This is a genomic window from Allobosea sp. FG18, assembly GCF_057809495.1.
Map to the genome: position 1 here is coordinate 113,420 of NZ_JBMDKB010000012.1, position 21,188 is coordinate 134,607.

At 67.2% G+C, this 21,188-nt stretch carries 12 protein-coding genes; 6 read left to right on the forward strand and 6 right to left on the reverse strand.

Features of this window, described 5'->3' with window-relative positions:
* Window positions 1–81 precede the first annotated feature (81 nt).
* Window positions 82–1,335, forward strand: a complete 1,254-nt coding sequence (gene tyrS, locus ACODTJ_RS15000; protein ID WP_454656856.1) for a tyrosine--tRNA ligase — start codon at window positions 82–84, stop codon at window positions 1,333–1,335.
* 150 nt (window positions 1,336–1,485) lie between these two features.
* Here the strand turns inward: tyrS and ACODTJ_RS15005 are convergent, their stop codons facing one another.
* On the reverse strand, window positions 1,486–4,923 hold the full coding sequence (locus ACODTJ_RS15005) for a hypothetical protein (RefSeq protein ID WP_454656855.1): 3,438 nt from the start codon (window positions 4,921–4,923) through the stop codon (window positions 1,486–1,488).
* Window positions 4,924–5,154: 231 nt separating this feature from the next.
* Here ACODTJ_RS15005 and ACODTJ_RS15010 point away from each other — a divergent pair, with 231 nt between their 5' ends.
* Window positions 5,155–5,619 (forward strand): peroxiredoxin, encoded by a 465-nt coding sequence (locus tag ACODTJ_RS15010; protein WP_454656854.1) that lies wholly within the window; start codon window positions 5,155–5,157, stop codon window positions 5,617–5,619.
* A gap of 104 nt (window positions 5,620–5,723) precedes the next feature.
* Window positions 5,724–7,037 (forward strand): M23 family metallopeptidase, encoded by a 1,314-nt coding sequence (locus ACODTJ_RS15015; protein WP_454656853.1) that lies wholly within the window; start codon window positions 5,724–5,726, stop codon window positions 7,035–7,037.
* 75 nt (window positions 7,038–7,112) lie between these two features.
* Here ACODTJ_RS15015 and prfB read toward each other — a convergent pair.
* The 3 genes from prfB to ACODTJ_RS15030 form a co-directional block, all read right to left on the reverse strand.
* Window positions 7,113–8,241, reverse strand: a protein-coding gene (prfB, locus tag ACODTJ_RS15020) for a peptide chain release factor 2 (protein WP_454656852.1) whose coding sequence is annotated in 2 segments (ribosomal slippage) — window positions 7,113–8,171 and window positions 8,173–8,241 — 1,128 coding nt in all. Because the reading frame shifts where the segments join, the coding sequence is not laid out codon by codon here.
* Window positions 8,242–8,408: 167 nt separating this feature from the next.
* Window positions 8,409–10,859 carry a penicillin-binding protein 1A gene (locus ACODTJ_RS15025; protein ID WP_488849256.1) on the reverse strand — a complete coding sequence of 817 codons (2,451 nt, stop codon included), beginning with the start codon at window positions 10,857–10,859 and terminating at the stop codon, window positions 8,409–8,411.
* 348 nt (window positions 10,860–11,207) lie between these two features.
* On the reverse strand, window positions 11,208–12,413 hold the full coding sequence (locus ACODTJ_RS15030) for an N-acetylmuramoyl-L-alanine amidase (protein ID WP_488849258.1): 1,206 nt from the start codon (window positions 12,411–12,413) through the stop codon (window positions 11,208–11,210).
* A gap of 713 nt (window positions 12,414–13,126) precedes the next feature.
* Between ACODTJ_RS15030 and ACODTJ_RS15035 the strand changes: the two genes are divergently transcribed.
* A complete protein-coding gene (locus ACODTJ_RS15035; protein ID WP_454656849.1) occupies window positions 13,127–15,895 on the forward strand; it encodes an Rne/Rng family ribonuclease in 2,769 nt (922 codons plus the stop codon).
* 158 nt (window positions 15,896–16,053) lie between these two features.
* Entirely contained in the window at window positions 16,054–16,455 is a 402-nt protein-coding gene (locus ACODTJ_RS15040; protein ID WP_454656848.1) for a hypothetical protein, read from the forward strand.
* A gap of 43 nt (window positions 16,456–16,498) precedes the next feature.
* On the opposite strand, the gene ACODTJ_RS15045 is transcribed toward ACODTJ_RS15040, so the two are convergent.
* Window positions 16,499–18,808, reverse strand: a complete 2,310-nt coding sequence (locus ACODTJ_RS15045; protein ID WP_488849260.1) for a mechanosensitive ion channel family protein — start codon at window positions 18,806–18,808, stop codon at window positions 16,499–16,501.
* An 88-nt stretch (window positions 18,809–18,896) separates the two neighbouring features.
* A complete protein-coding gene (locus ACODTJ_RS15050; RefSeq protein ID WP_488849262.1) occupies window positions 18,897–20,087 on the reverse strand; it encodes a pyridoxal phosphate-dependent aminotransferase in 1,191 nt (396 codons plus the stop codon).
* Between the two features lie 185 nt (window positions 20,088–20,272).
* On the opposite strand from ACODTJ_RS15050, the gene ACODTJ_RS15055 reads away from it, so the two are divergent.
* Complete coding sequence (locus tag ACODTJ_RS15055) at window positions 20,273–21,079, forward strand: DsbA family protein (protein WP_454656845.1); 807 nt, start codon at window positions 20,273–20,275, stop codon at window positions 21,077–21,079.
* Window positions 21,080–21,188 lie beyond the last annotated feature (109 nt).

A 21,188-nucleotide genomic window follows, 5' to 3' on the forward strand; every position in this document is an offset into this window, starting at 1 on the left:
CCGCCCCTCCAAGGGGAAGACGTGGATGGTCGGGACAAGCCCGACCATGACGGCAAAACTGAAAAGTCATCGAGCCCCGCCATGACCACCTACAAGTCCGATTTCCTGCGCGTCCTCGACGAGCGCGGCCTCATCCATCAGGTCTCCGACGCGGAAGGCCTCGATGCTCTGTGCCGGCAGGGAACCCAGACGGCCTATGTCGGCTATGACGCGACGGCAACGTCGATCCATATCGGCAACCTGATCTCGCTGACGATGCTCTACTGGTTCCAGGAGACCGGCCACCGCCCGATCACGCTGATGGGCGGCGGCACCTCCATGGTCGGCGACCCCTCCTTCCGCGACGACCAGCGCAAGCTGCTCACGGTCGAGGAGATCGCCACCAATATCGAGAGCATCAAGCGAGTCTTCGGCCGCATCCTGCGCTATGGCGACGGGCCGACCGATGCGATGATGGCCAACAATGCCGATTGGCTCTTGAAGCTGAACTATGTCGAGTTCCTGCGTGATGTCGGCCGGCATTTCTCGGTCAACCGCATGCTCTCCTTCGATTCGGTGAAGCTGAGGCTCGACCGCGAGCAGTCGCTGTCCTTCCTCGAGTTCAACTACATGATCATGCAGGGCTACGACTTCACGGAGCTCAACCGGCGTCATGGCTGCCGCCTGCAGATGGGCGGCTCCGACCAGTGGGGCAACATCATCAACGGCGTCGATCTCTCGCACCGGATGGGCGGCCCGCAGCTCTACTGCCTGACGACGCCGCTGCTGACGACTTCGTCGGGCGCCAAGATGGGCAAGACCGCCAATGGCGCGGTCTGGCTCAATGCCGACGTCTTCAGCCCCTATGATTTCTGGCAGTATTTCCGCAACACCGAGGACGCCGATGTCGGCCGCTTCCTCAAGGTGTTCACGCGCCTGCCGCTGGACGAGATCGCCAGGCTCGCCGCGCTCGGCGGCGCCGAATTGAACGAGGCGAAGAAGATCCTCGCCACCGAGATCACGGCGATCGTCCATGGCCGCGAGGCAGCCGAGGCCGCCGCCGAAACCGCACGCAAGACCTTCGAGGAAGGCGCGCTTGCCGCCGACCTGCCGAGCGTCGCGATCGCGCGGGCTGAGATCGAGCCGGGCGTCGGTGTGCTCACCGCCTTCGTCAAGGCCGGGCTCGTGCCCTCGACCGGCGAGGCCCGCCGTCAGGTCAAGGCCGGGGGCCTGCGTGTCAACGACGTGGTGGTTACGGACGAGCGTGCCTCGCTCGGCCTCGGCGATCTCACCTCGGAAGGCGTGATCAAGCTCTCTTTCGGCAAGAAGAAGCACATCCTGCTGCGGCCGGAATAAGCTCTCCACCTGTCCTCCCGTGCGCGGTGCAGCGCGCAGCGATGCGCCGCAGACACGGGACCGCGCGACGAGAAGGCGCCTTTCCTGCGGACGGTCCCGCATCTGCGCAGCAGCACTTCGTGCCGCAGCGCGTGCGGGAAGACACGCGCCTCAGCGCGGCTGCGTCTGCCGGGGCTGGACCGGCTTCTGCGCCGGGGCGCCGCCGAGCGGATCGACGAAGCGCCGCAGGATGCCGGGCGCCAGCGCCGAGAGCGGATTGATCGACATGGTCGGCGCGCTGGCGGCGCCTGAGATTCGGAAATTCACCGCGAAGAGCCCGCCATACTGACTGCCGCCGCCAAGCAGCGCACCGACCACCGGCACCTGCGCGAAGGCATTGTTGAAGGCGTAGCCAGGCACGAAGGTCCCGCCGATATCGACGCGGTCGCGGCCGTAATCGACATGGCCCTGCAGCGTGAATCCGACCTGCTGCCCCCAGATCACCATCTCGGAGACATCGAGCCGGCTGGCAGAGCGGGTGAACTCGGCCTTGAGCTTGGTGAAGGCGACTTCGCTGACATCGATGCGCGGCTCAGCCGCACTGTCGCCGGCAAAGGTGTTCGCCGGCTGCGAGCTGACAACGCGGCGCAGCGCCGGTTCGTCCCGAACCAGGAAATTGCGGAACAGCAGGTCACCGCTCTGGCTCTCCCCCGGCCCCAATGTCAGCACGAGATCGCCGCCATGGGCCTTGTTGTAGAGGTCGAGGAAGCGCAGCAGCGAGCCCCCGTTTTCCGACTGTACGATCAGCTTCCCGCCCTCGCCCTGCCGGCCTTGCCGGGCCGAGACATCGGCCCGGCCGATCCGCCCCTGGAAGTTGGCCGAGCGGATTTCGCCGCCGCGCTTGGCGAATTTCAGGGTTCCGTTGGTGATAGCCTCGTTGTTGAAGCCGGTCAGGATCGGTACGTCGAGATCTATATCGTAGTCGCCGCCCTTGGCTCCGGACTTGTCGCCCTTGCCCGATGAGCCCGGGCCTTGCAGGTCCTTGATGAAGGGGCGCAGGTCCGCGACAGCGCCGCGCACCGTCAGCTTGACGACATTGCCGTCGCGCTTGGCATCGATCTTGAGGTTGTCGCCGGGCGAGAGGCGGAACTGCGAGAAGCTCGCGCTGTCCAGCCCGTTCTGCTTGTTCAGCTCCATGCGTCCCTTGATCAGGGCCGAGCCAGCCTCGAATGAAAAATCCTCGAGATCGGGCCCGTCCGGGTCGGCGACATAGGCGAACGAGACCTTGCCGGGCCGCCCCGCCGGCTTGCTCAGGCCCGGCACGACGCCGTCGAGGGCGACCTTGGCCAGGTCGATCTCGACGCGCGGCGGCTGCTCCGCGCCCTTGCCGAGCGGCTTGACCACCCTCACCGGCAATGTCCCGGAAATGCCGGTGTCGCTCCCGAAGCCGCGCCGCTGCCGCGCGGCCGCATCGAGCGCGAGCTGGAGCGTCGCCTCGCCCTGGCCCTTGCCGTTCTGCTTGAGCTCGACCTGCGCCTTGTCGCCACCGACGCGCGCATCGCCGCGCAGCAGCAGCCCGTTGCGGTCGACATTGACGGCGAAGGTACCAGAATCGAGCTTCTCCGTGCCCAGCAGCGTATCAGACGCGACATTCGCAAGCGTGCCCGTGGCGGTGACAATGACCTCGTCCGGCTTCAGGTCGTCTGCGAGCGGCAGAGCGATGCCGACCTTCAGGTCGTTCGTACCCTTGATCGCCGCCGGGTCGATCTTGCCGGGGGTGAAATCTTTCAGGGATGGGAAGGCGAACAGCGCCGCCAGCGCATCCATCGCGCCGACCGCGCGGAAGCCGATCCGAGCCTGCGCGCGAAGCTGATGGTAATCGGGCATGGCAAAGCTGCCCTCGCTCAACTGAAGCTGGCGGCCACCGCCGAGCTCGGCCGTGGCCTTGCCGATGGCGAGCTGGACGGTGCGCCCGCCGACGCGTCCGGTCACGGTCGCGTCCGTCAGAGGCGGAAGTCCCGGATCGGGAAGGTATCGGACCCGGTCGGCATCGATCATCACCGAGAGCGAGGCATCGGGCATGCCCTCGCCCTTGACTAGGCGGGCATGATCCTCCGGCGCCAAATCGAGATCGACCGACAGCGACTTGAGACGCCCCGCCGCGAGCTGGCGGCGCAGCGTGTCGTGCACCTGCGGCGAGGTAAAGCCCGGCCAGATCGCGAGAAGCGAGCGGGCATCGGAATTCGTCGCCTTGATCGCGAAGCGCTGCAGCGGAGAACCGTTCACCCGTTGGACCAGGGCCGACATGTCGACGGACGCGACCGGCCCGCGCAGGGACAACGAATCGATGGTCACGGCATTGTTGGCATGGTCCAGCTTCAGCGTCGCTTTCAGGCTGTCGATCTGGACCGGCGGATCGGCGTCGATCCCGGCGAGCTGGCCCTTGCCGTCGAGCGCTATACGCCAACCGCCATCATCCTCCCGCAACGAGCCCGTTGCCGAAAACTGCGTGGCCCCGGCCTTGATCTCGCTGCGCACGATATTGAGCTCGGACAGGTCGGCGCCGCTCGCCAGCTCGAGATCGGCCGAATCCACCGCGAAGGGCGAGACCGGGCCTTCCGGGAAGCGCAGCGTGCCGGCACGAACCGCGATCCGCGCCGTGATGGACTTCTTGCCGTCCGGGGATTGCCGAAGCGTCGCACGGCCCTGCATCGGCAGGCCCTCGACCAGGACGCCGCCGGTCCCGAAGGCGAGCGCGACCACCTCGGCGGGCTCAAAGCGCAGGATATCGATATCGGCGCGCTGCGTGCCGTCGGGCTCGGTCGACATATCGACCGCCAATTCCTTCCAGCGCTGGCCGGTCCGCCCCTTCATCGTCATCCGCGTGCCACGCTCGGCGATGCGGGTCAGCCTGATCTCGACATCTTCCAGCCCGGCCTTCTGGCGCCCGTCCGGGTCGACGAGGGACAACCGCGCGCCGTTGATGCCGGCTTCCTCGAGCGCACCGAGGAGGCCGTCGCCGCGCGCCAGCGTCGAGATCGCGCTCATGATGCCGGTGAAGGCGTTCCATTGCGCGGCATCCGGCACGGTCGGCTGGGGTGGTGCCTCGGCCGGCGCCGAATCGGCATTGACCACCAGCGCGCCGTCCTTGGTGACGCCGAGCCGGACATTGACGCCGCGCAGATCGACGGAGACGAGCCGGATATCGCCCGTAAGCAGCGCCATCGGCGCATAGCCGAGGACGGCTTCGGGCGCCCGGATCACGGCGCCGCTGACATGCTGGAACGAAACCTGCCGCACCCGAAGCTGGGAACGTCCGTCGATACGGCCGAGCTCGGCGGCGGCGGCCGCGACTTTCCAGTCAGGACCGAGCCTCTCCTCGATGGCGGCGGTGATGCGTCCCTCGAAACCCGAGAGCGGAACGATGCCGGTGGCCAGCAGCGTCGCCGCCGCACCGGCCAGCACCACAAGGGCGACCGTGACGGCGACGCAGACCAGGGCGAGCCCGGCCTTGGCCCGCCGCTTCACGGCCGCGACATCACAGGCTTCGCCCGCGGGCGAAACATCGTCTTGCCCGGCAGCCGCAGCCTTTGCTTCGTGGTCGGCCAAAATCCGCGTGGTCCTCTTCGGCGCCTGTGCCGGCTCGTGTCAGGGTGCGGCCGATCGCCCCTTGCCGCAATCCCTGAAGGCGGCATGCATGTCGATGCGGTCAGACGAAGCGATTCGGCAATCCGGAAACGGAGGCATCCGACGTTTCGCTGGCTGCTGCCACGAGCCGCCCCGCCTTGCCGGGTCGAGCGCTCCATGCAGCGAGAAGGCGACGAAAGGAAGGCAATGGCCATGACTTTGCAGGAGGGCGATCCGGCGCCGAACTTCACGCTGCCCCGCGATGGCGGGGGCGAGATCAGCCTGAGCGCGCTGCGCGGCCGCAAGGTCGTGCTCTATGCCTATCCCAAGGACAACACCCCGGCCTGCACCGAGGAGGCGATCGCCTTCAACCGCCTGCGCCGGGAATTCACGGCCTGCGGCACGGAAATCATCGGCGTTTCGCCCGATTCGGCGAAGAAGCACGGCAATTTCAAGCGCAAGTACGAACTCGACTTCCCCCTGCTTGCAGACGAGGCGCAAGCGCTGGCGAACGCCTATGGCATATGGGTCGAGAAGAGCCTCTATGGCCGCAAGTATATGGGGGTCGAACGGTCGACCTTCCTGATCGATGCCGAGGGCCACCTCGCCCGGATCTGGCGCAAGGTCAAGGTCGCCGGCCACGCCGAGGAGGTCCTCGCGGCAGCGCAGGCGCTTTGACGTTTTGAAGCATTGCAGAGGCGTTGCATCGGCCGGGATTTGCGAAAGATTAACCCTAACAATGTCTGATGACGGTATCGGCAGCGTGATTACCGGTTCCGCGTATGAATCATCAGTCCCAGACAGCCCCCGCCCTCTCGACCGTCGGCCTCGTCGTCCACAAGACCTATACGGTGCGCCGCTCCACCATGCTCGCGGGACTGGCCTGGCTGGCCCTGAGCACGGCCTGCAGCGGCGGCGCCGGCTGGTACATCCTCAGCCGCGACGATCTCGCCGCCAGGCTGATCGCCCGCGAGACCTCGCGCCAGTATGCCTATGAGGATCGGATTTCCGCGTTGCGGGCCGATATCGACCGCTACGCCAGCCGCGCCCTGCTCGACCAGGATGGCGTTGAGTCGCGCGTCGATGAACTCGCCAGCCGGCAGGCCGAGCTCGAATCGCGCCAGTCGCTGGTCGCCGCCCTGACCGACACCCTCCAATCCAGCGGCTTGATCCCGGCCGCGAAGCTGCCCCTGCGCTCGCAGGTCATCAAGCCCGGCGAACCGATCCGCGCCTCCGGCGTGACCAGCTTCGCCCCGATCCTGCCGAATAAGCCGACGCCGGCGCCCGAGACGCCTTCGCTGCGTGGCGCCGATGGCGGCGCGGCGGGCGGCTGGCAATCCGGCGAAACCCCGCCGGCCGAACCGCCGGCCAAGCGCGTCGATGCCGCGCTGACCAGGCTCGACGGCGCCATGGCGAGAAGCTCGGACGCCCAGCTTTCGGCCTTGAAGGACATGGACGAGCGTGTCGCGGCCGCTCAGAAGCGCCTGCGCAGCGCACTCGCCGAAACCGGGCTGGATCTCGAGCGCCTAGCCGCTCCGGCCTCCGCGACCGGCGGCATGGGCGGACCGTTCGTGCCGGTGAAGCTCGATCCGTCGGAAGGTCCCTTCGCGGCCACCCTCAACGCCCTCCAGCCGCGCCTGGCGGCGGTCATGCGCCTGCGCGGGGTGATCGACCAGTTGCCGCTCGCCCGGCCGATGGCGGGCGACCACGACTTTTCCTCGAATTACGGCTACCGCACCGACCCGTTCACCCGCGGCCTCGCGATGCATACCGGCGTCGATTTCCGGGCCGAGACCGGCTCCTCGATCATGGCGACCGCGCCGGGCAAGGTCGTGGTCGCCGAGTACAATGGCGGCTACGGCAACATGGTCGAGGTCGAGCATGCCAATGGCCTGACCACCCGCTACGCCCATATGTCGGCGATCTCGGTCACGACCGGCCAGATGGTCAAGGCCGGCACGGTGGTCGGCCGGGTCGGGTCCACCGGCCGCTCGACCGGCCCGCACCTGCACTACGAAACCCGGATCAACGACGAGCCGGTCGACCCGACCCGCTTCCTGCGTGCCGGCGGCAAGCTGCTCGCGAACGCGCTCTGAGAGAACGCCCCTAAACGAAAAAGGCCGCGCTCGAAGCGCGGCCTTTTTGTTTGCAGTCCGGCTTGGAGCCCGAAGTCAGTCGATGTCCTCGACGTCGACCTGCGTTCCGTAGACGCGCTGTGCCAGCGACGCTTCCATGAAGGCGTCGAGATCGCCGTCGAGCACCTCGGACGGCGCCGTCGAGCTGACGCCCGTGCGCAGATCCTTCACAAGCTGGTAGGGCTGCAGCACATAGGAGCGGATCTGGTGGCCCCAGCCGATATCGGTCTTGGAGGCCTGCTCGGCATTCGCCTTGTCCTCGCGCTTCTTCAGCTCAACTTCGTAGAGGCGGGCGCGCAGCATGTCCCAGGCCTTGGCCCGGTTCTTGTGCTGCGAGCGCTCCTGCTGGCAGGACACCGCGATGCCGGTCGGGATATGCGTGATGCGCACGGCCGAATCCGTCGTGTTGATGTGCTGGCCGCCGGCCCCCTGCGCCCGATAGGTGTCGATGCGGCAGTCCGATTCGTTGATGTCGATGACGATGCGGTCGTCGACGACGGGATAGACCCAGATCGACGCAAACGAGGTCTGGCGTCTCGCATTGGAGTCGAAGGGCGAGATGCGCACCAGCCGGTGCACGCCCGATTCGGTCTTCAGCCAGCCATAGGCGTTATGGCCCTTGAACTGGAGCGTCGCCGACTTGATGCCGGCTGTGTCGCCGTCCTGGTATTCGAGCGTTTCGACCTTGAACTTCCGCCGCTCGCCCCAGCGCCGATACATGCGCAGCAGCATCTCGGCCCAGTCCTGGCTCTCGGTGCCGCCCGCGCCGGGATGGATCTCGACATAGGTGTCGAGCATGTCGGCCTCGCCGGAGAGCAAGGTCTCGACCTGGAGGCGCGCCGCCTCGTCTTGCACGGCCTTGATCGCCTGCTCGCCCTCGGTGACGGTGGCGTCGTCGCTTTCCATCTCGCCGAGCTCGATCAGCGTCAGCGCGTCATCGAGCTCGCGTTCGAGCTTGATGATGCCCTCGATCTGGGTTTCCAGCGAGGTGCGCTCGCGCATCAGCTTCTGCGCGGTTTCGGCATCGTTCCAGAAATCGGGACCCTCGGAGAGGGCGTTGAGTTCCGCTAGGCGGCGCTGGGCTTGATCCCAGTCAAAGATGCCTCCTCAGCAGTCCGATCGACTGCTTGGCGTTATCGAGCTGCGTTTGGATTTCGGGGCGCATGATTCCGTCTGAACGTCCTTGTGAACTGAGCTTGGGGGCTGAGATAGGGGCGAACGCGCCGGCTGTAAACGCCCGCGGCATCATCCGGCCGCCACAGCGGGAACATAGCCCTCAAAAGACAGCGCCCGGAGATGAACTCCGGGCGCCTGAAATCATGTGTGCGGCGTTCAGTACAGCCCGCCGGTGCCGGAACCGACGGCACGGCCGCCGCCCCCCGGACCGACGCTGAGCGGCGCGCTGCCGTCACCGGCGGCGCCGATCACCGAATAGCTGTCCGGCGGCGCCGTGCCCGGCTTGAAGGCTTCGAGGATGCCGCCTTCGCCGCCGGCACGCATGCCGCTGCGAGGGTCGACGCGGATCAGCTTGATGCCGGCCGGAACACGGAACGGCGTCGCCGGCTTCTCCTTCAGCGCCACACTCATGAAGTCGCGGAAGATCGGCGCCGCGTACTGGCCGGCCGTCGCCGATGTGCCGAGCGATTTCGGCTTGTCGAAGCCCATGTAGACGCCGACGGCGAGGTCCGGCGAGAAGCCGACGAACCAGACGTCCTTGGCATCGTTGGTCGTGCCGGTCTTGCCGGCGAGCGGCTTGCCGACGGACTTGACCACCGTCGCCGTGCCGGCATTGACCACGCCTTCGAGGATCGAGACCATCTGGTAGGCGGTCAGCGGGTCGAGAACCTGCTCGCGGTTGTCGACCAGGCGCGGTTCGGGCTGGTTCGCCCATTTCTCGGCGTTGCAGCCCTCGCAGACCCGCTGGTCGTGCCGGAAGATCGTCGAGCCCGAGCGGTCCTGGATACGGTCGATCAAGGTCGGCCGGATGCGCTTGCCACCGTTGACCAGCATCGAATAGGCGGCGGTCATACGCATCACGGTCGTCTCGCCGGCACCGAGCGACATCGACAGCACCGGCTGGAGGTCGTCATAGATGCCGAAGCGGCGGGAATACTCCGCGATCAGCGGCATGCCGACATCCTTGGCGAGCCGCACCGTCATCAGGTTCTTCGAGAACTGGATGCCGTAGCGCAGCGTGCGCGGGCCGGTCGACTTGCCGTCGTAGTTCTCCGGCCGCCACATCCCGAGGCCCGGGCCCTGATCGACCTCGATCGGTGCGTCCAGGATGATGCTGGACGGGGTGTAGCCGTTGTCGAGCGCGGTCGCGTAGACGAAGGGCTTGAACGAGGAGCCGGGCTGACGCAGCGCCTGCGTCGCGCGGTTGAACTCCGACTGGTCGTGGCTGAAGCCACCGACCATGGCGAGCACGCGGCCCGAAAACGGATCCATCGCGACGATGGCACCGTTGACCTCCGGCAATTGCCGCAGCCGCGCGAAGCCCGGCCGGCTGTCCATCGGCTCGACATAGACGATGTCGCCGACCGAGACGGCCTGCGAGACGCGGGCGCGGCGGGTCCATTTGATGCCGTCGGCGGCGAGCGTCAGGATCTGGCGCTCCTTGTTGAGATGACCGGCATTGTCGCGCAGCGGATGCAGGCCGAGCCTGGCGCTGTCGCCGTTGACCTCGAGCACCACGGCCAACCGCCACGGCGCGACGTCGCCGAGCACCGGCAGTTCGCCGACAACCGTGCCCCACTCCTTGCCGCCGAGATCGATCTTCTGGATGGCGCCGCGCCAGCCGCGCGCCTCGTCGAAGCGCACGAGACCGTCGACCAGCGCCTTGCGCGCCATCAGCTGCGTCTTGGGATCGACCGTGGCACGGACCGAGAGGCCGCCTTCCAGCAGCTTCTTCTCGCCATAGCGGTCCTGCAACTCGCGCCGAATCTCCTCGGCGAAATAGCCGGCGGCGATCTGGTTCGGCGAGACCGTGCGCGGATTGACGCCGAGCGGCTGCTTCTTGGCGTTCTCGCCCGCCTCGCGCTTGACGTAGCCATTCTCGACCATGCGGTCGATGACGTAGTTGCGGCGCTCGATCGCGCGGTCGCGGTTGCGGAAGGGGTGGAGGTCGGTCGGCGCCTTCGGCAGGGCCGCGAGATAGGCCGCTTCCTGCAGATTGATCTCATGCACCGACTTGCCGAAATAGTTCAGCGCCGCCGCGGCGATGCCGTAGCTGCCCTGCCCCGGCGCCGGCGCGCCGAGATAGATCTCGTTCAGGTAGAGTTCGAGGATCTTGTCCTTCGAGTAGGTCGATTCGAGCTTCAGCGCGACGAGCGCCTCGCGGATCTTGCGCTCGATCGACTGTTCCGGGCTCAGGAAGAAGTTCTTCGCGACCTGCTGGGTGATGGTCGAGGCGCCCTGCGGGCGGCGATTCGCGCCGCGGTTGCGGAAATTGGAGATCGCGGCACGAACCAGGCCTTCCGGATCGACGCCGACATGCTTGTAGAAATTCTTGTCCTCGGCCGAGAGATAGGCGTCGACGACGAGCTTCGGCACGGCCTGGATCGGCAGGTAGAGGCGCCGCTCGCGCGCATATTCGGCGATCAGGCTGCCGTCGCCCGCATGGACGCGGGTCATCACCGGCGGCTCGTAATTCCGGAGCTGGGCGTAGTCCGGAAGGTCGCGCGAGTAGTGCCAGATCAAGCCGCCCGCGATGGCGGCGCCGATCACGAAAGCGATCGCGCCGGCGGCGAACAACCATCCGAAGATTCGCAGAATGAACCGCATCTCAGGCCCTGGACCCCGTAACTGCCATCGGCTGGCGCCAAATCAGGGCGCTTCGCAAATCATAGCTATAACATGACGGAGATGGCGGAACCGTGGCCTCACGACCACATTCCGCATCATCTAGCACCGTCCTTGCGAGGCCGCGCTGTCATCCCGTGCGCGCTGCGGCATGAAATGCCGCTGCGCAGACACGGGACCGCGTGCCGCTTCGTACTCCGATCCTCCTCGCCGCCCGAAACGGCGCCCCTTCCGGGTGACGGTCCCGTGTCTGCGCAGCGGCACTGCGCGCCGCAGCGCGCACGGGATGACAGCCTGGCTTTGCCGGACATCACAGCCCGACCTAGGTGTTTAGTTCCGGCTTTCCGCCGCCTTGCCGACCGAGGCCCGCTCGCGGGCAACATAATCGTCGATCGCGGCCGAGACCGCCGCCACGGCCTTGCCGCGCCATTCCGGCGAGTTCAGCAGTTCGGCGTCCTTCGGGCTCGACATATAGCCGAGCTCGATCAGAACCGACGGCACATCCGGCGCGCTCAGAACCCAGAACCGCGCCGAGCGCAGCGGAATCTTGTGCATCTTGATCGAACCGCCGAGCTTCTCGACCAGATTGCGCGCGAAAACCCCGGTGAAGGTCCGCGTCTCGCGCCGGGCGAGATCCATCAGGATGCCGGCGACGTCCTGCAATTCCTCGCTGGTCTCCAGGCCGGCGACAGCATCGGCCTCGTTCTCCTTGGCCGCGAGCCGGGCGGCCTCCGCGTCGGTCGCGCGCTCGGAACGCGTATAGACCGTGGCGCCGCGCACCTCCTGGGCCTGGGACAGCGAATCGGCATGAATCGAGATGAACAGATCGGCCTGCTCTCCGCGTCCGATCTGCACGCGATCGCCGAGCGAGACGAAACGGTCGTCGTCACGGGTCATGACGACGCGATAGCGGCCGCTGGTTTCAAGCTGATCCTTGAGCGCCTTGCCGAAGGCCAGCACCACCGTTTTCTCGGCGATCGCGGCGACGGTCGCGCCGGGGTCGATGCCGCCATGGCCGGGATCGATCACGATGGTGCGGCGGGTTTCGCCCGCCGCCTTGGCGGGCACGGGAGTGGGGACGGCGGGCGCCGGCTTGAGCACCTTGCCGGCCTCGGCGAGGAAATCCGCACGCGCCGCCTTCTTCAATTCGATCGTCAGCTCGCCGAAGCCGCCGCGCACCGTCTTCACCTCCGCCCTGGCGATGGTCGCGGGATGGGACAGATCGATGATGATTCGGGCCTTGTCGGCGGTGAACAGGCCGAAGCGATAGCCGCTCACGAAACCGGCACTACGCCTGGCGGCGGGCTGGATCTGGAAATTGGTCGAAGGCAACTCGACGATGATGCGGTCCGGCCCGGCCTGCACCCAGGCATCGACCGCAACCGACGAAGACAACGTCATCGTCAGGCGAACGGTCTCGCCGGCCTGCTCGATGCGGGCGTCGGTTGCGACCGGGTATTCGCTCTGCGGCCGTGGTTCGGCCTTCGTCTGCGCCGATACCGGCATGGCGGCGGCCACCAGCAGGCAAGCGACCACCAACGCGCTCCGCAGCGCCCGCAATCGCCACGGCGCATCGTAACGGCTCGAATCGGCGCGGTGGAGGCACGAGAACAGCTGAAAAATCCCGTCTCTTATTACGAGGGCTTAACCATAACGGAGCTGAAATCCTAACAGCCCGTTACCACCTCTTCCCGAGACCGTGAACCGTCCTGCCGAGGGCCGGGTGCGATGCAGCCGTCATGTGACTTGCAAATCACCATCACCTGTCTGTAATGGAACAGGTTGCTTGTCAGCCTGCCCGAGAGACACATCCGGATCGTGCGATCCGTCGGCGTCCGAAGCAGGTTGGGCTGCCGCTCCTCCTCGGAGCGACGGCAACAAGACGACCGCAACGGATCGTCCGCAGACGGTTGGCATCGGGATTGCGTGTTTTCTGCGCCCTGCCCTGTCTTGCGAGCGTGCAAACGCGATGCGCCTGGCTGCCTGGCCGGAGCATCGCAGGTCAGGACAGATGACGGGGCATAAGACGCCGCTAGCACCATCGGTGAACCGTCCGAACCTGCGGAACCGCGCCGGGCTTGCCGCCCGAGTGGCTGTTCCGAGCCGCCTTCCTGTCTCGACCGCTTCCTCCTCCCTCCTGCAACATGCCGGCTTTCTCCGGCCTTCTCGCGGCGCCCTTGCACGCGGCAGCGGATTCGCATCCGTAGCCGCGCAGCCTTGGTTGGCGGCCGCGCCAATGGAAATTTCTTATGGCCAACAAGATGCTTATCGATGCCACCCACCCGGAGGAGACCCGGGTCGTGGTGGTCCGCGGATCCCGCGTCGAAGAATTTGATTTCGAGTCTGCAAGCCGAAAGCCGCTCCGCGGCAATATCTATCTCGCCAAAGTGACCCGCGTGGAGCCCTCGCTCCAGGCGGCCTTCGTCGAGTATGGCGGCAACCGCCACGGCTTCCTCGCCTTCTCCGAGATCCATCCCGACTACTACCAGATTCCGGTCGCCGACCGGCAGGCGCTGCTCGAGGACGAGGCCCGCGCCGAGCGTGACGAGGAGCGCGACGAGGAGCGCCGCGAGAAGCGCGGCCGCCGTGACCGCGGCCGTCGCGGCGATCGCGACAACCGCGCCAAGAAGGCTGCCGCCGACGAGACCGTCTCGGCCGAGGTCGAGGCGACCAGCGAGGATGTACAGGTCGAGACCGACGGCAAGGAAGCCGCGATGGTCAACGAGGGCGGCCCGGCCTTCGGCGAGTTCTTCGCCCCGGACGTCGCCGAATCGACCACCGAGGATGCCGCCCCGAACGCGGCTCCGCTGACCTTCGAGACCGTCGAGGCGAGCGTCTCGGTCGAGGAGACCGTCGTTTCGGCCGAAGCGCCGGAGAGCGCTGCGGCTGAGGCCCGCAAGCGCTCCGAGGACGATGGCGACGACGAGAACGGCGACGAGGACGCCGAGGAGGCTCCCGAGCAGCTCGGCGGCGGCGACGCGCTCGACGACATGCCGGAGCGCCCGCAGCGCCAGTCGCGCCGCCAGTACAAGATCCAGGAGGTGATCAAGCGTCGCCAGATCATCCTGGTGCAGGTCGTCAAGGAAGAGCGCGGCAACAAGGGTGCGGCGCTCACCACCTATCTCTCGCTCGCCGGCCGCTATTCGGTGCTGATGCCGAACACCGGCAAGGGCGGCGGCATCTCGCGCAAGATCACCAATGCCGAGGACCGCAAGCGCCTGAAGGAGATCGCCCAGGAGCTGGAGGTCCCGGAGGGGATGGGCCTGATCCTGCGCACGGCCGGCGCCTCGCGCACCAAGGTCGAGATCCGGCGCGACTACGAATATCTGATGCGCATGTGGGAAAGCGTGCGCGAGCTGACGCTGGCCTCGGTTGCCCCGGCGCTGGTCTATGAGGAGGGCAACCTCGTCAAGCGCTCGATCCGCGACCTCTACAACAAGGATATCGACGAAGTTCACGTCGCCGGCGAGAACGCCTATCGCGAGGCCAAGGACTTCATGCGCATGCTCATGCCGAGCCATGCCAAGAGCGTGAAGCCCTATCGCGAGCAGACCCCGCTCTTCGCCGCGTTCGGCGTCGAGAGCCAGCTCGACGCGATGTTCTCGAACACGGTCACGCTGAAGTCGGGCGGCTACCTCGTCATCAACCAGACGGAAGCGCTGGTCGCGATCGACATCAATTCGGGCCGCTCGACCCGCGAGCACAATATCGAGGACACCGCCCTCAAGACCAATCTCGAAGCGGCGGAGGAAATCTCCCGCCAGCTGCGCCTGCGCGACCTCGCCGGCCTCATCGTGATCGATTTCATCGACATGGAGGAGAACCGGAACAACCGCGCCGTCGAGAAGAAGCTGAAGGAGTGCCTGAAGGACGACCGCGCCCGCATCCAGGTCGGCCGCATCTCGGCCTTCGGCCTGCTGGAGATGTCGCGCCAGCGCATCCGCACCGGCGTGCTCGAATCGTCCTCGGTGCCCTGCCCGCACTGCGCCGGCGCCGGCATGATCCGCTCGACCCCCTCGGTCGCGCTGCAGATCCTGCGCGCGCTGGAGGAGACGCTGATCAAGAGCGCCTCGCATAACCTCACCGTCCGCACCCGGCCGGAGGTCGCGCTCTACGTCCTCAACCAGAAGCGCGCCCATCTCACCGATCTCGAGACCCGCTTCGCCATCGCGATCACGATCTCGACCGACGCCAACCTGCTCGGCACCCGCTATTTCGAGGTCGAGCGCGGCGAGTTCGTCGGCAATGAAGGCCGGATCATCCCGACCAGCTTCAAGGCCGAGGCGATCGCGTCGGATGTCGACGACGAGGCGCTTGACGCCGCCGCGGAAGCGGCCGCTCTCGACGCCGAGACCGGCGGCACCGAGACTGCCGCCGACGAGGCCCAGGCCGAACGTGGCGAGGGCGAGAACGGTCGTCGCCGCCGCCGTCGTCGGCGCCGTCGGCGTGGTGGCGAGCGTGACGATCATGGCCAGCAGCTCGAAGGCGCGCAAGGCGATGACGAAGGCGACGAGGGCGAGGAAGACGGCGATGAAGCCGTGACCCCGGCCGCGGCCGAGCCGGTCGCCGAAGCCGTTGCCGAAGCGGCTCCGGAGCCGGTCGTCGAGGCGCCTGCCGCCGAGACCGCCAAGCCGAAGCGCAGCCGCGCCCGCAAGCCGAAGGCCGAGGCCGAGGCCGCCAAGGAGACCGAAGCCAAGGCCGAGACGGTCGCGGCAGAGGCTGCTCCCGCCGAGGCCGAGAAGCCCAAGCGCAGCCGCTCGCGCAAGAAGGTCGTGCCGATCACCGAGGGCGGTGAGGCCGTCGCCGAAGCCGCTCCGGCGCCGGTCGAGGCGAAGGCCGAGGCTTCGGTCGCCGCTGCTCCCGAGGCTGTCGCAGCCCCGGCCGAGCCTGCCCCGGCGCCCGAGCCCGCCCCGGTCAAGGCCCCGGCGGAGGAGCCTGTCGCGGTCGTGCTGACCGAGCCTGACCCGAACCGGCCCAAGCGTGGCGGCTGGTGGAACCGGCTCGCAGGTCGCTCCTGATCGAACCACCCAGAATCGAACGATGACGAAGCCCGCTGCGATCCGCAGCGGGCTTTCTGTTTTCACGGGCGGGTAAACCAGCCAGAATTGCCGCCCGGAGACCGATCCACTTCAGGCAGGAGCCGATACCGCCGCCACGCAATCGCGAGCGTCTCGTCATGATTGCGCTGATCGCCATCGGCCTGCTCGGCCTCGCCTATCTCGCACGGAGTGCGATCGGCTGGTTCGGCGTGGGCATGCTCGGGCTGCTGGTGCTTTTCATCGCGCTCAGGGTCGAGCTTGAGGGAGACCGTCCCGTCGGCACGCAGACGACGCCTACGCTTTACGCCGATCATTTCCACGCCGAGCGCGCGCAAAACCCTGCCGAGCGGGCGGGCCGGCGCGTGGAGATTGCAGCCTTCACCTCCTCGGCTCGCCTGTTCGCCTATGCCGGCGCCCTCCTCGCCGTCATAGGCTTCGGGCTGGTCTTCCTCGGATGGGGGCGCTCCGGCTTCTCGGAGCTGTTCGATCTGTTCGGCGGCACGCTCTGGAACTCTGTCCAGAGGGGCAGGCCCTGGTAGAGACGAGCCCTGCCGATCCGCCGATGGCGACGATCAGCCCATCTCAACCCGGGACTGGCGCAAGCGGGACCGGCGGCGGCACGGCCTTGATCGCGGCGGCCGCCTGGCTCTGCGAACCGCCCTCGCCGCCGCGCACCGTGACGGCGTTCGAGGCGAAGGGCACATGCGCGTCGTTGAGGGCGCGATAGACCCGCTTCAGCGACTCCCGCTGCAGCATCGAGGACTGGTTCGGCTTGCTGGTGAATTTCAACCGGATCACGATGGCGCTGTCGGTGATGTCGGCGACGCCCTGCATCTTGAGCGGGGCGATGAAATGCGGCCCGTATTCGGGGTCCTCCATCAGCGCGATGCCGGTCTTCTTGATCGCCTTGCGGGCCTGCTCGATATCGGCGGAATGGTCGAGACGGACATTGAATTTGATCGTCGCCCAGTCGCGGCTGGCATTGGTCAGCGACTGAACCTGGCCGAAAGGCACGGTGTGGATCTGGCCGCTCTGGTGGCGCAACTGCATCGAGCGCAGCGAAATCTTCTCGACCGTGCCCTTGAGCCGGCCGGTATCGACATATTCGCCGACGCGGAAGGCGTCCTCCAGCATGAAGAACACGCCGGAGACGACATCGCGCACCAATGCTTGCGAGCCGAAGGAAAGGGCAAGGCCGAGGATGCCGAAGCCGGCGAGCAGCGGGCCGATATCGACGCCCAGCCGCGACAGCACGATGAGGATGGTGAGGCCGAGCACCGCGCCCAGAACGACGCCGCGCAGGACCGGCAGCACCGTCGCCAGCCGGCTCGGCACGCTCTCCTCATGCGCAACATCCTCGTCGCCGGGTCCGACGACGCGCCGCCGCGGCGTATAGGCATCGAAGAACGCATGCAGGAAGACGAGTGCCACCCAGCCGATGAAGGCGAAGATCGCGACACCGGCCGTCTGGCGCATCACGGCGGCGAACTGCGCCGAACTGACGCCGAGCAGCAAGCCGGCCCAGAGGCGCGACAGCACGAAGAAGCCGGCGGCCCATAGCACGCCGACAGCCGCCGCACGCAGGGCCGCGCCACTTGCGCGCATCATCGGGGTGACGCCTTGCTCCGCCTCGCGCCGCATCGCATGGCAGCGCAGCAGGCTGGCAACGCCGACGGCGAGGATCGGGATCAGGACGATCGCCACCTGGGTCATCGCCGAGGCTTCGGCCCAGCGCCCGCCATTCGACATCATCGCGGCGGCGCTGCTGACCATCCACAACAGGGCCGTCGTGGCGATGTAGAACCAGGCCGTACCGGTCGCGATCAGCCGCCGGATCGGGCCGGGCTCGGAGGAGCCCGACAGGATTAGCGCAGCCAGATCGTGCCGCCCGTCATGGAACCACCAGATCTTGAACAGCGTGATGAGAAGACCTGTCAGCGCGATCAGCCCCGTCACGGGCCGCGGCCCCGCGCTGACATGGTGGGAAAGCAGGATGCTGGTCACGATCAGCGGCGTCAGGATCGCGTAGGCGACGAACCGCCGGAAATGCACCTCGGCGCGCGGCAGCGGCATGATCCGCCGTTCCGGCGCGCCGGGTGCGAGCAGGAAACGGCCGACAGCCATGTAGAGCGCGCCGATCGCCGCGCCGTTGGCGCTGGTTGTGAGAGCGATATTGGCGAAATCGCTCTCAGGCAGCCAGGCATTGCGGGTGACTCGCGCCACGGCCAGGGCGAGCAGGAGTGTCGCGACATCCTGGAGCAGACCCCAGGACGAGGCGATGAGGCGAGGCGTGAATTCCAGCCCCGCAGGCTGCATCTTGCGCGCGAACCAGCGGGCGGTCGCGAGCCGGAAGGCGAAAGCGGCAGTGAGCGCAAGGCAGATGATGCCGAAGACGCGCCAGCCGGCGGTTGCTCCTTCGCGGCCATTGAGATTGCGCAGCCAGGCGCGTGCCCAGCTGTCCGGCAGTTCGCCGATAGCGGGAATCGAAGCGCCGCCATATTCGACACCGTCGATAAAGCGGTCGACGAGGGCGCTAACCTCGGCCTGGAAGCCTTCCTCATCCGCCATCGACAGAGCGGGCGCGGGCTGAGTGGCGGCGGGCTTCGCCTTCCCGGCGGGCTCAGCCGGTGTCGCCGCAACGGGGACCGCGGTCGCGCCGCCGACCCTGATCTCAACCTGTCGCCCGGGAGCCGACAGGGCATCGACCATCTTGCGGATCGCCTCGGGCGTCTCGTCGCCGCGCAGGTTGAGAACCACGGAGGGTGGGCCCTCGGCCATCGCTGGCGCGCCCGGCGAGACACATGCAAAGGCGAGCGCCAGCCAGCCGAACAGCACAGCTGGCCGGACAATGCTACGCCGCGGGACGGTTCCGCCCGATGCAGCGACGTTCATGGCAGGTCTCCGTGCTATCCCCAGGACGCAGAATGCTGAGGTTTCGCTAAATCTTGCAAGCCATTCGCGTGGCCGGGCGAAGCTTTCGTCAGCGCTTCTTCATCCAGCCGCCGATCCGCGTCACCGCGTCCTCGCATTCACTGAGCGAACCAGCGAAGGAAAGCCTGATCGTGCGCGCGCCGCGCGCCTCGTCGAAATCGAGCCCGGGCGTGATCGCGACGCCGGCCTCCTCGAGAACGCTGCGGCAGAAGGCCATGGAATCGTTCGAGTATCGGCCGATGTCGAGATAGATGTAGAAGGCGCCGTCCACCGGCAGGAAGTCGCCAAGACCGATCTCCGGCAGCGCCTTGAGCAGGAAGGCGCGGTTTTGCGCATAGCCAGCCTTGATCGCCTCGCATTCCGCCGTCGCGTCGAAAGCCGCCTCACCCGCCACCTGGCTGAGATAGGGCACCGAGATCGAGAAATTCTGCTGCAACCGCTCGATCGTGCGCACAAGGCGCTGCGGCACCACGAGCCAGCCGACACGCCAGCCGGTCATGCAGTAGTACTTGGAGAAGGAGTTGACGATGATCGCGTCGGGATCGGCGGCGAGCGCCGTCGTCGCCGGGGTCTCGTAGGTCAGGCCGTGATAGATCTCGTCAGAGATGTACCAGAGCCCGAGCTTGCGGCAGCAGGCGGCAACATCCGCGATGGCCTCCGGCGTCATCACCACGCCGGTCGGGTTGGCCGGGCTCATGGTCAGCACGCCGGCCAGCGGCTTCTCGCGGTGGGCGCACTCGATCAGGTCCGGCGTCAGCGCGAAGCGCGTCTCGGGGCCGACCTCGATCGCGACCGGCTCCAGCCCGAGCGCAATCAGGATATTGCGGTAGGCGGGGTAGCCCGGCGCGGTGATCGCGATCCGCGAACCCGGCTGGAAGCAGGCGAGGAAGGCGAGGATGAAGCCGCCGGACGAACCTGTCGTAACGACAACGCGCTCGGCCGCCACCTGGACGCCATAAGCGTCCTGATAATGCCGCGCGATGCGTTCTCTCAGCGAATCCGTGCCGAGCGCCTGCGTGTACCCGATCCGGCCATGCTCCAGCGCCTTGGCTGCTGCGGCGCGGATCGAGGCCGGCGTCGGCGCCGAGGGTTGCCCGACCTCCATATGCACGACCGAGCCGCCGCGGCGCTCGATGGCCGCCGCCTGGTTCATCACGTCCATGACGATGAAGGGGGCGACGCGCTCGGCCCGCTCGGCCAGAGCGGGCAAGGCGGCGGGCACGATCAGGGGCTTCGACATCGGCTTGTCCGGTTTCGTAAGGAGGCCCGCCCGCGTAGCCGAGCCTGTCGCGCCCTGCAACCATCGGCCGCATCCGGTGGCAGAGCTGTGATTTGACCTTCGCCCCCCGAACAACCACAACCTCGCGGCTGGAAACGCTGCTTCAGTCGCGATTTTCCGCCTGGCGGCTTTGAAAGGATGACGAGATGGCTTTCCCGACCCTCATCAGCATGGCGCGTGCCTGCCTGCGGCCAGCTGCCGTCGCGCTGAGCCTCTGGCTCGCGGCTTCCGCCGCACCGGCCATGGCGCAGGGCCAGCCTCTCTCGCCCGAGCAGCGCAAGGCGGTGACAGATCTGATCCGCGAGACGATCCTGAAGAATCCCGAGATCATCCAGGACGCCCTGATCGAGCTGGAGCGCCGCAACACGGTCGCCCAGGCCGATGCCCAGCGCAGCGCGGTCGCGGCCGAGAAGGCCCGCATCACCGATCCGGCGACGTCCGTCATCATCGGCAATCCCGAGGGCGACATCACCCTCGTCGAGTTCATGGATTACAATTGCGGCTACTGCAAAAGGGCGATGGAGGACGTCACCGCGCTCTCCAAGGCCGATCCCAAGCTGCGCGTCGTGCTCAAGGATTTCCCGATCCTCGGACCTGATTCGGTCGAGGCCAGCCGCGTCGCCATCGCCGCCAAGAACCAGCTTCAGGGCCCGAAATATTTCGAGTTCCACAACAAGCTGATGGCCGTGAAGGGCAAGATCAATGCCGCCAAGGCGCTCGAGGTCGCCAAGGAAGCCGGCGCCGATGTCGCCCAGTTGAAGAAGGACATGGAGGCGCCGGCCACCAAGGCCGCGATCGCCGACACCGTCGCGCTTGGCGACCGCCTCGGCCTCACCGGCACGCCGGCCTTCATCATCGGCGACGAGATCGTCTTCGGCGCGGTCGGCCAGGCCGCTCTCAAGGCGAAGATCGATTCCGTGCGCCGCTGCGGCAAGACCGACTGCGCCGGCTGAACGACCGCCACCAACGAACCCGATAAGCCGGCAGGGTGCTTCAGGCTTCCCCTGCCGGCCTGCAACGTTTATGAGGGCGGCTCCTGCCGCCCGCGCGCGGTGCCGGAAT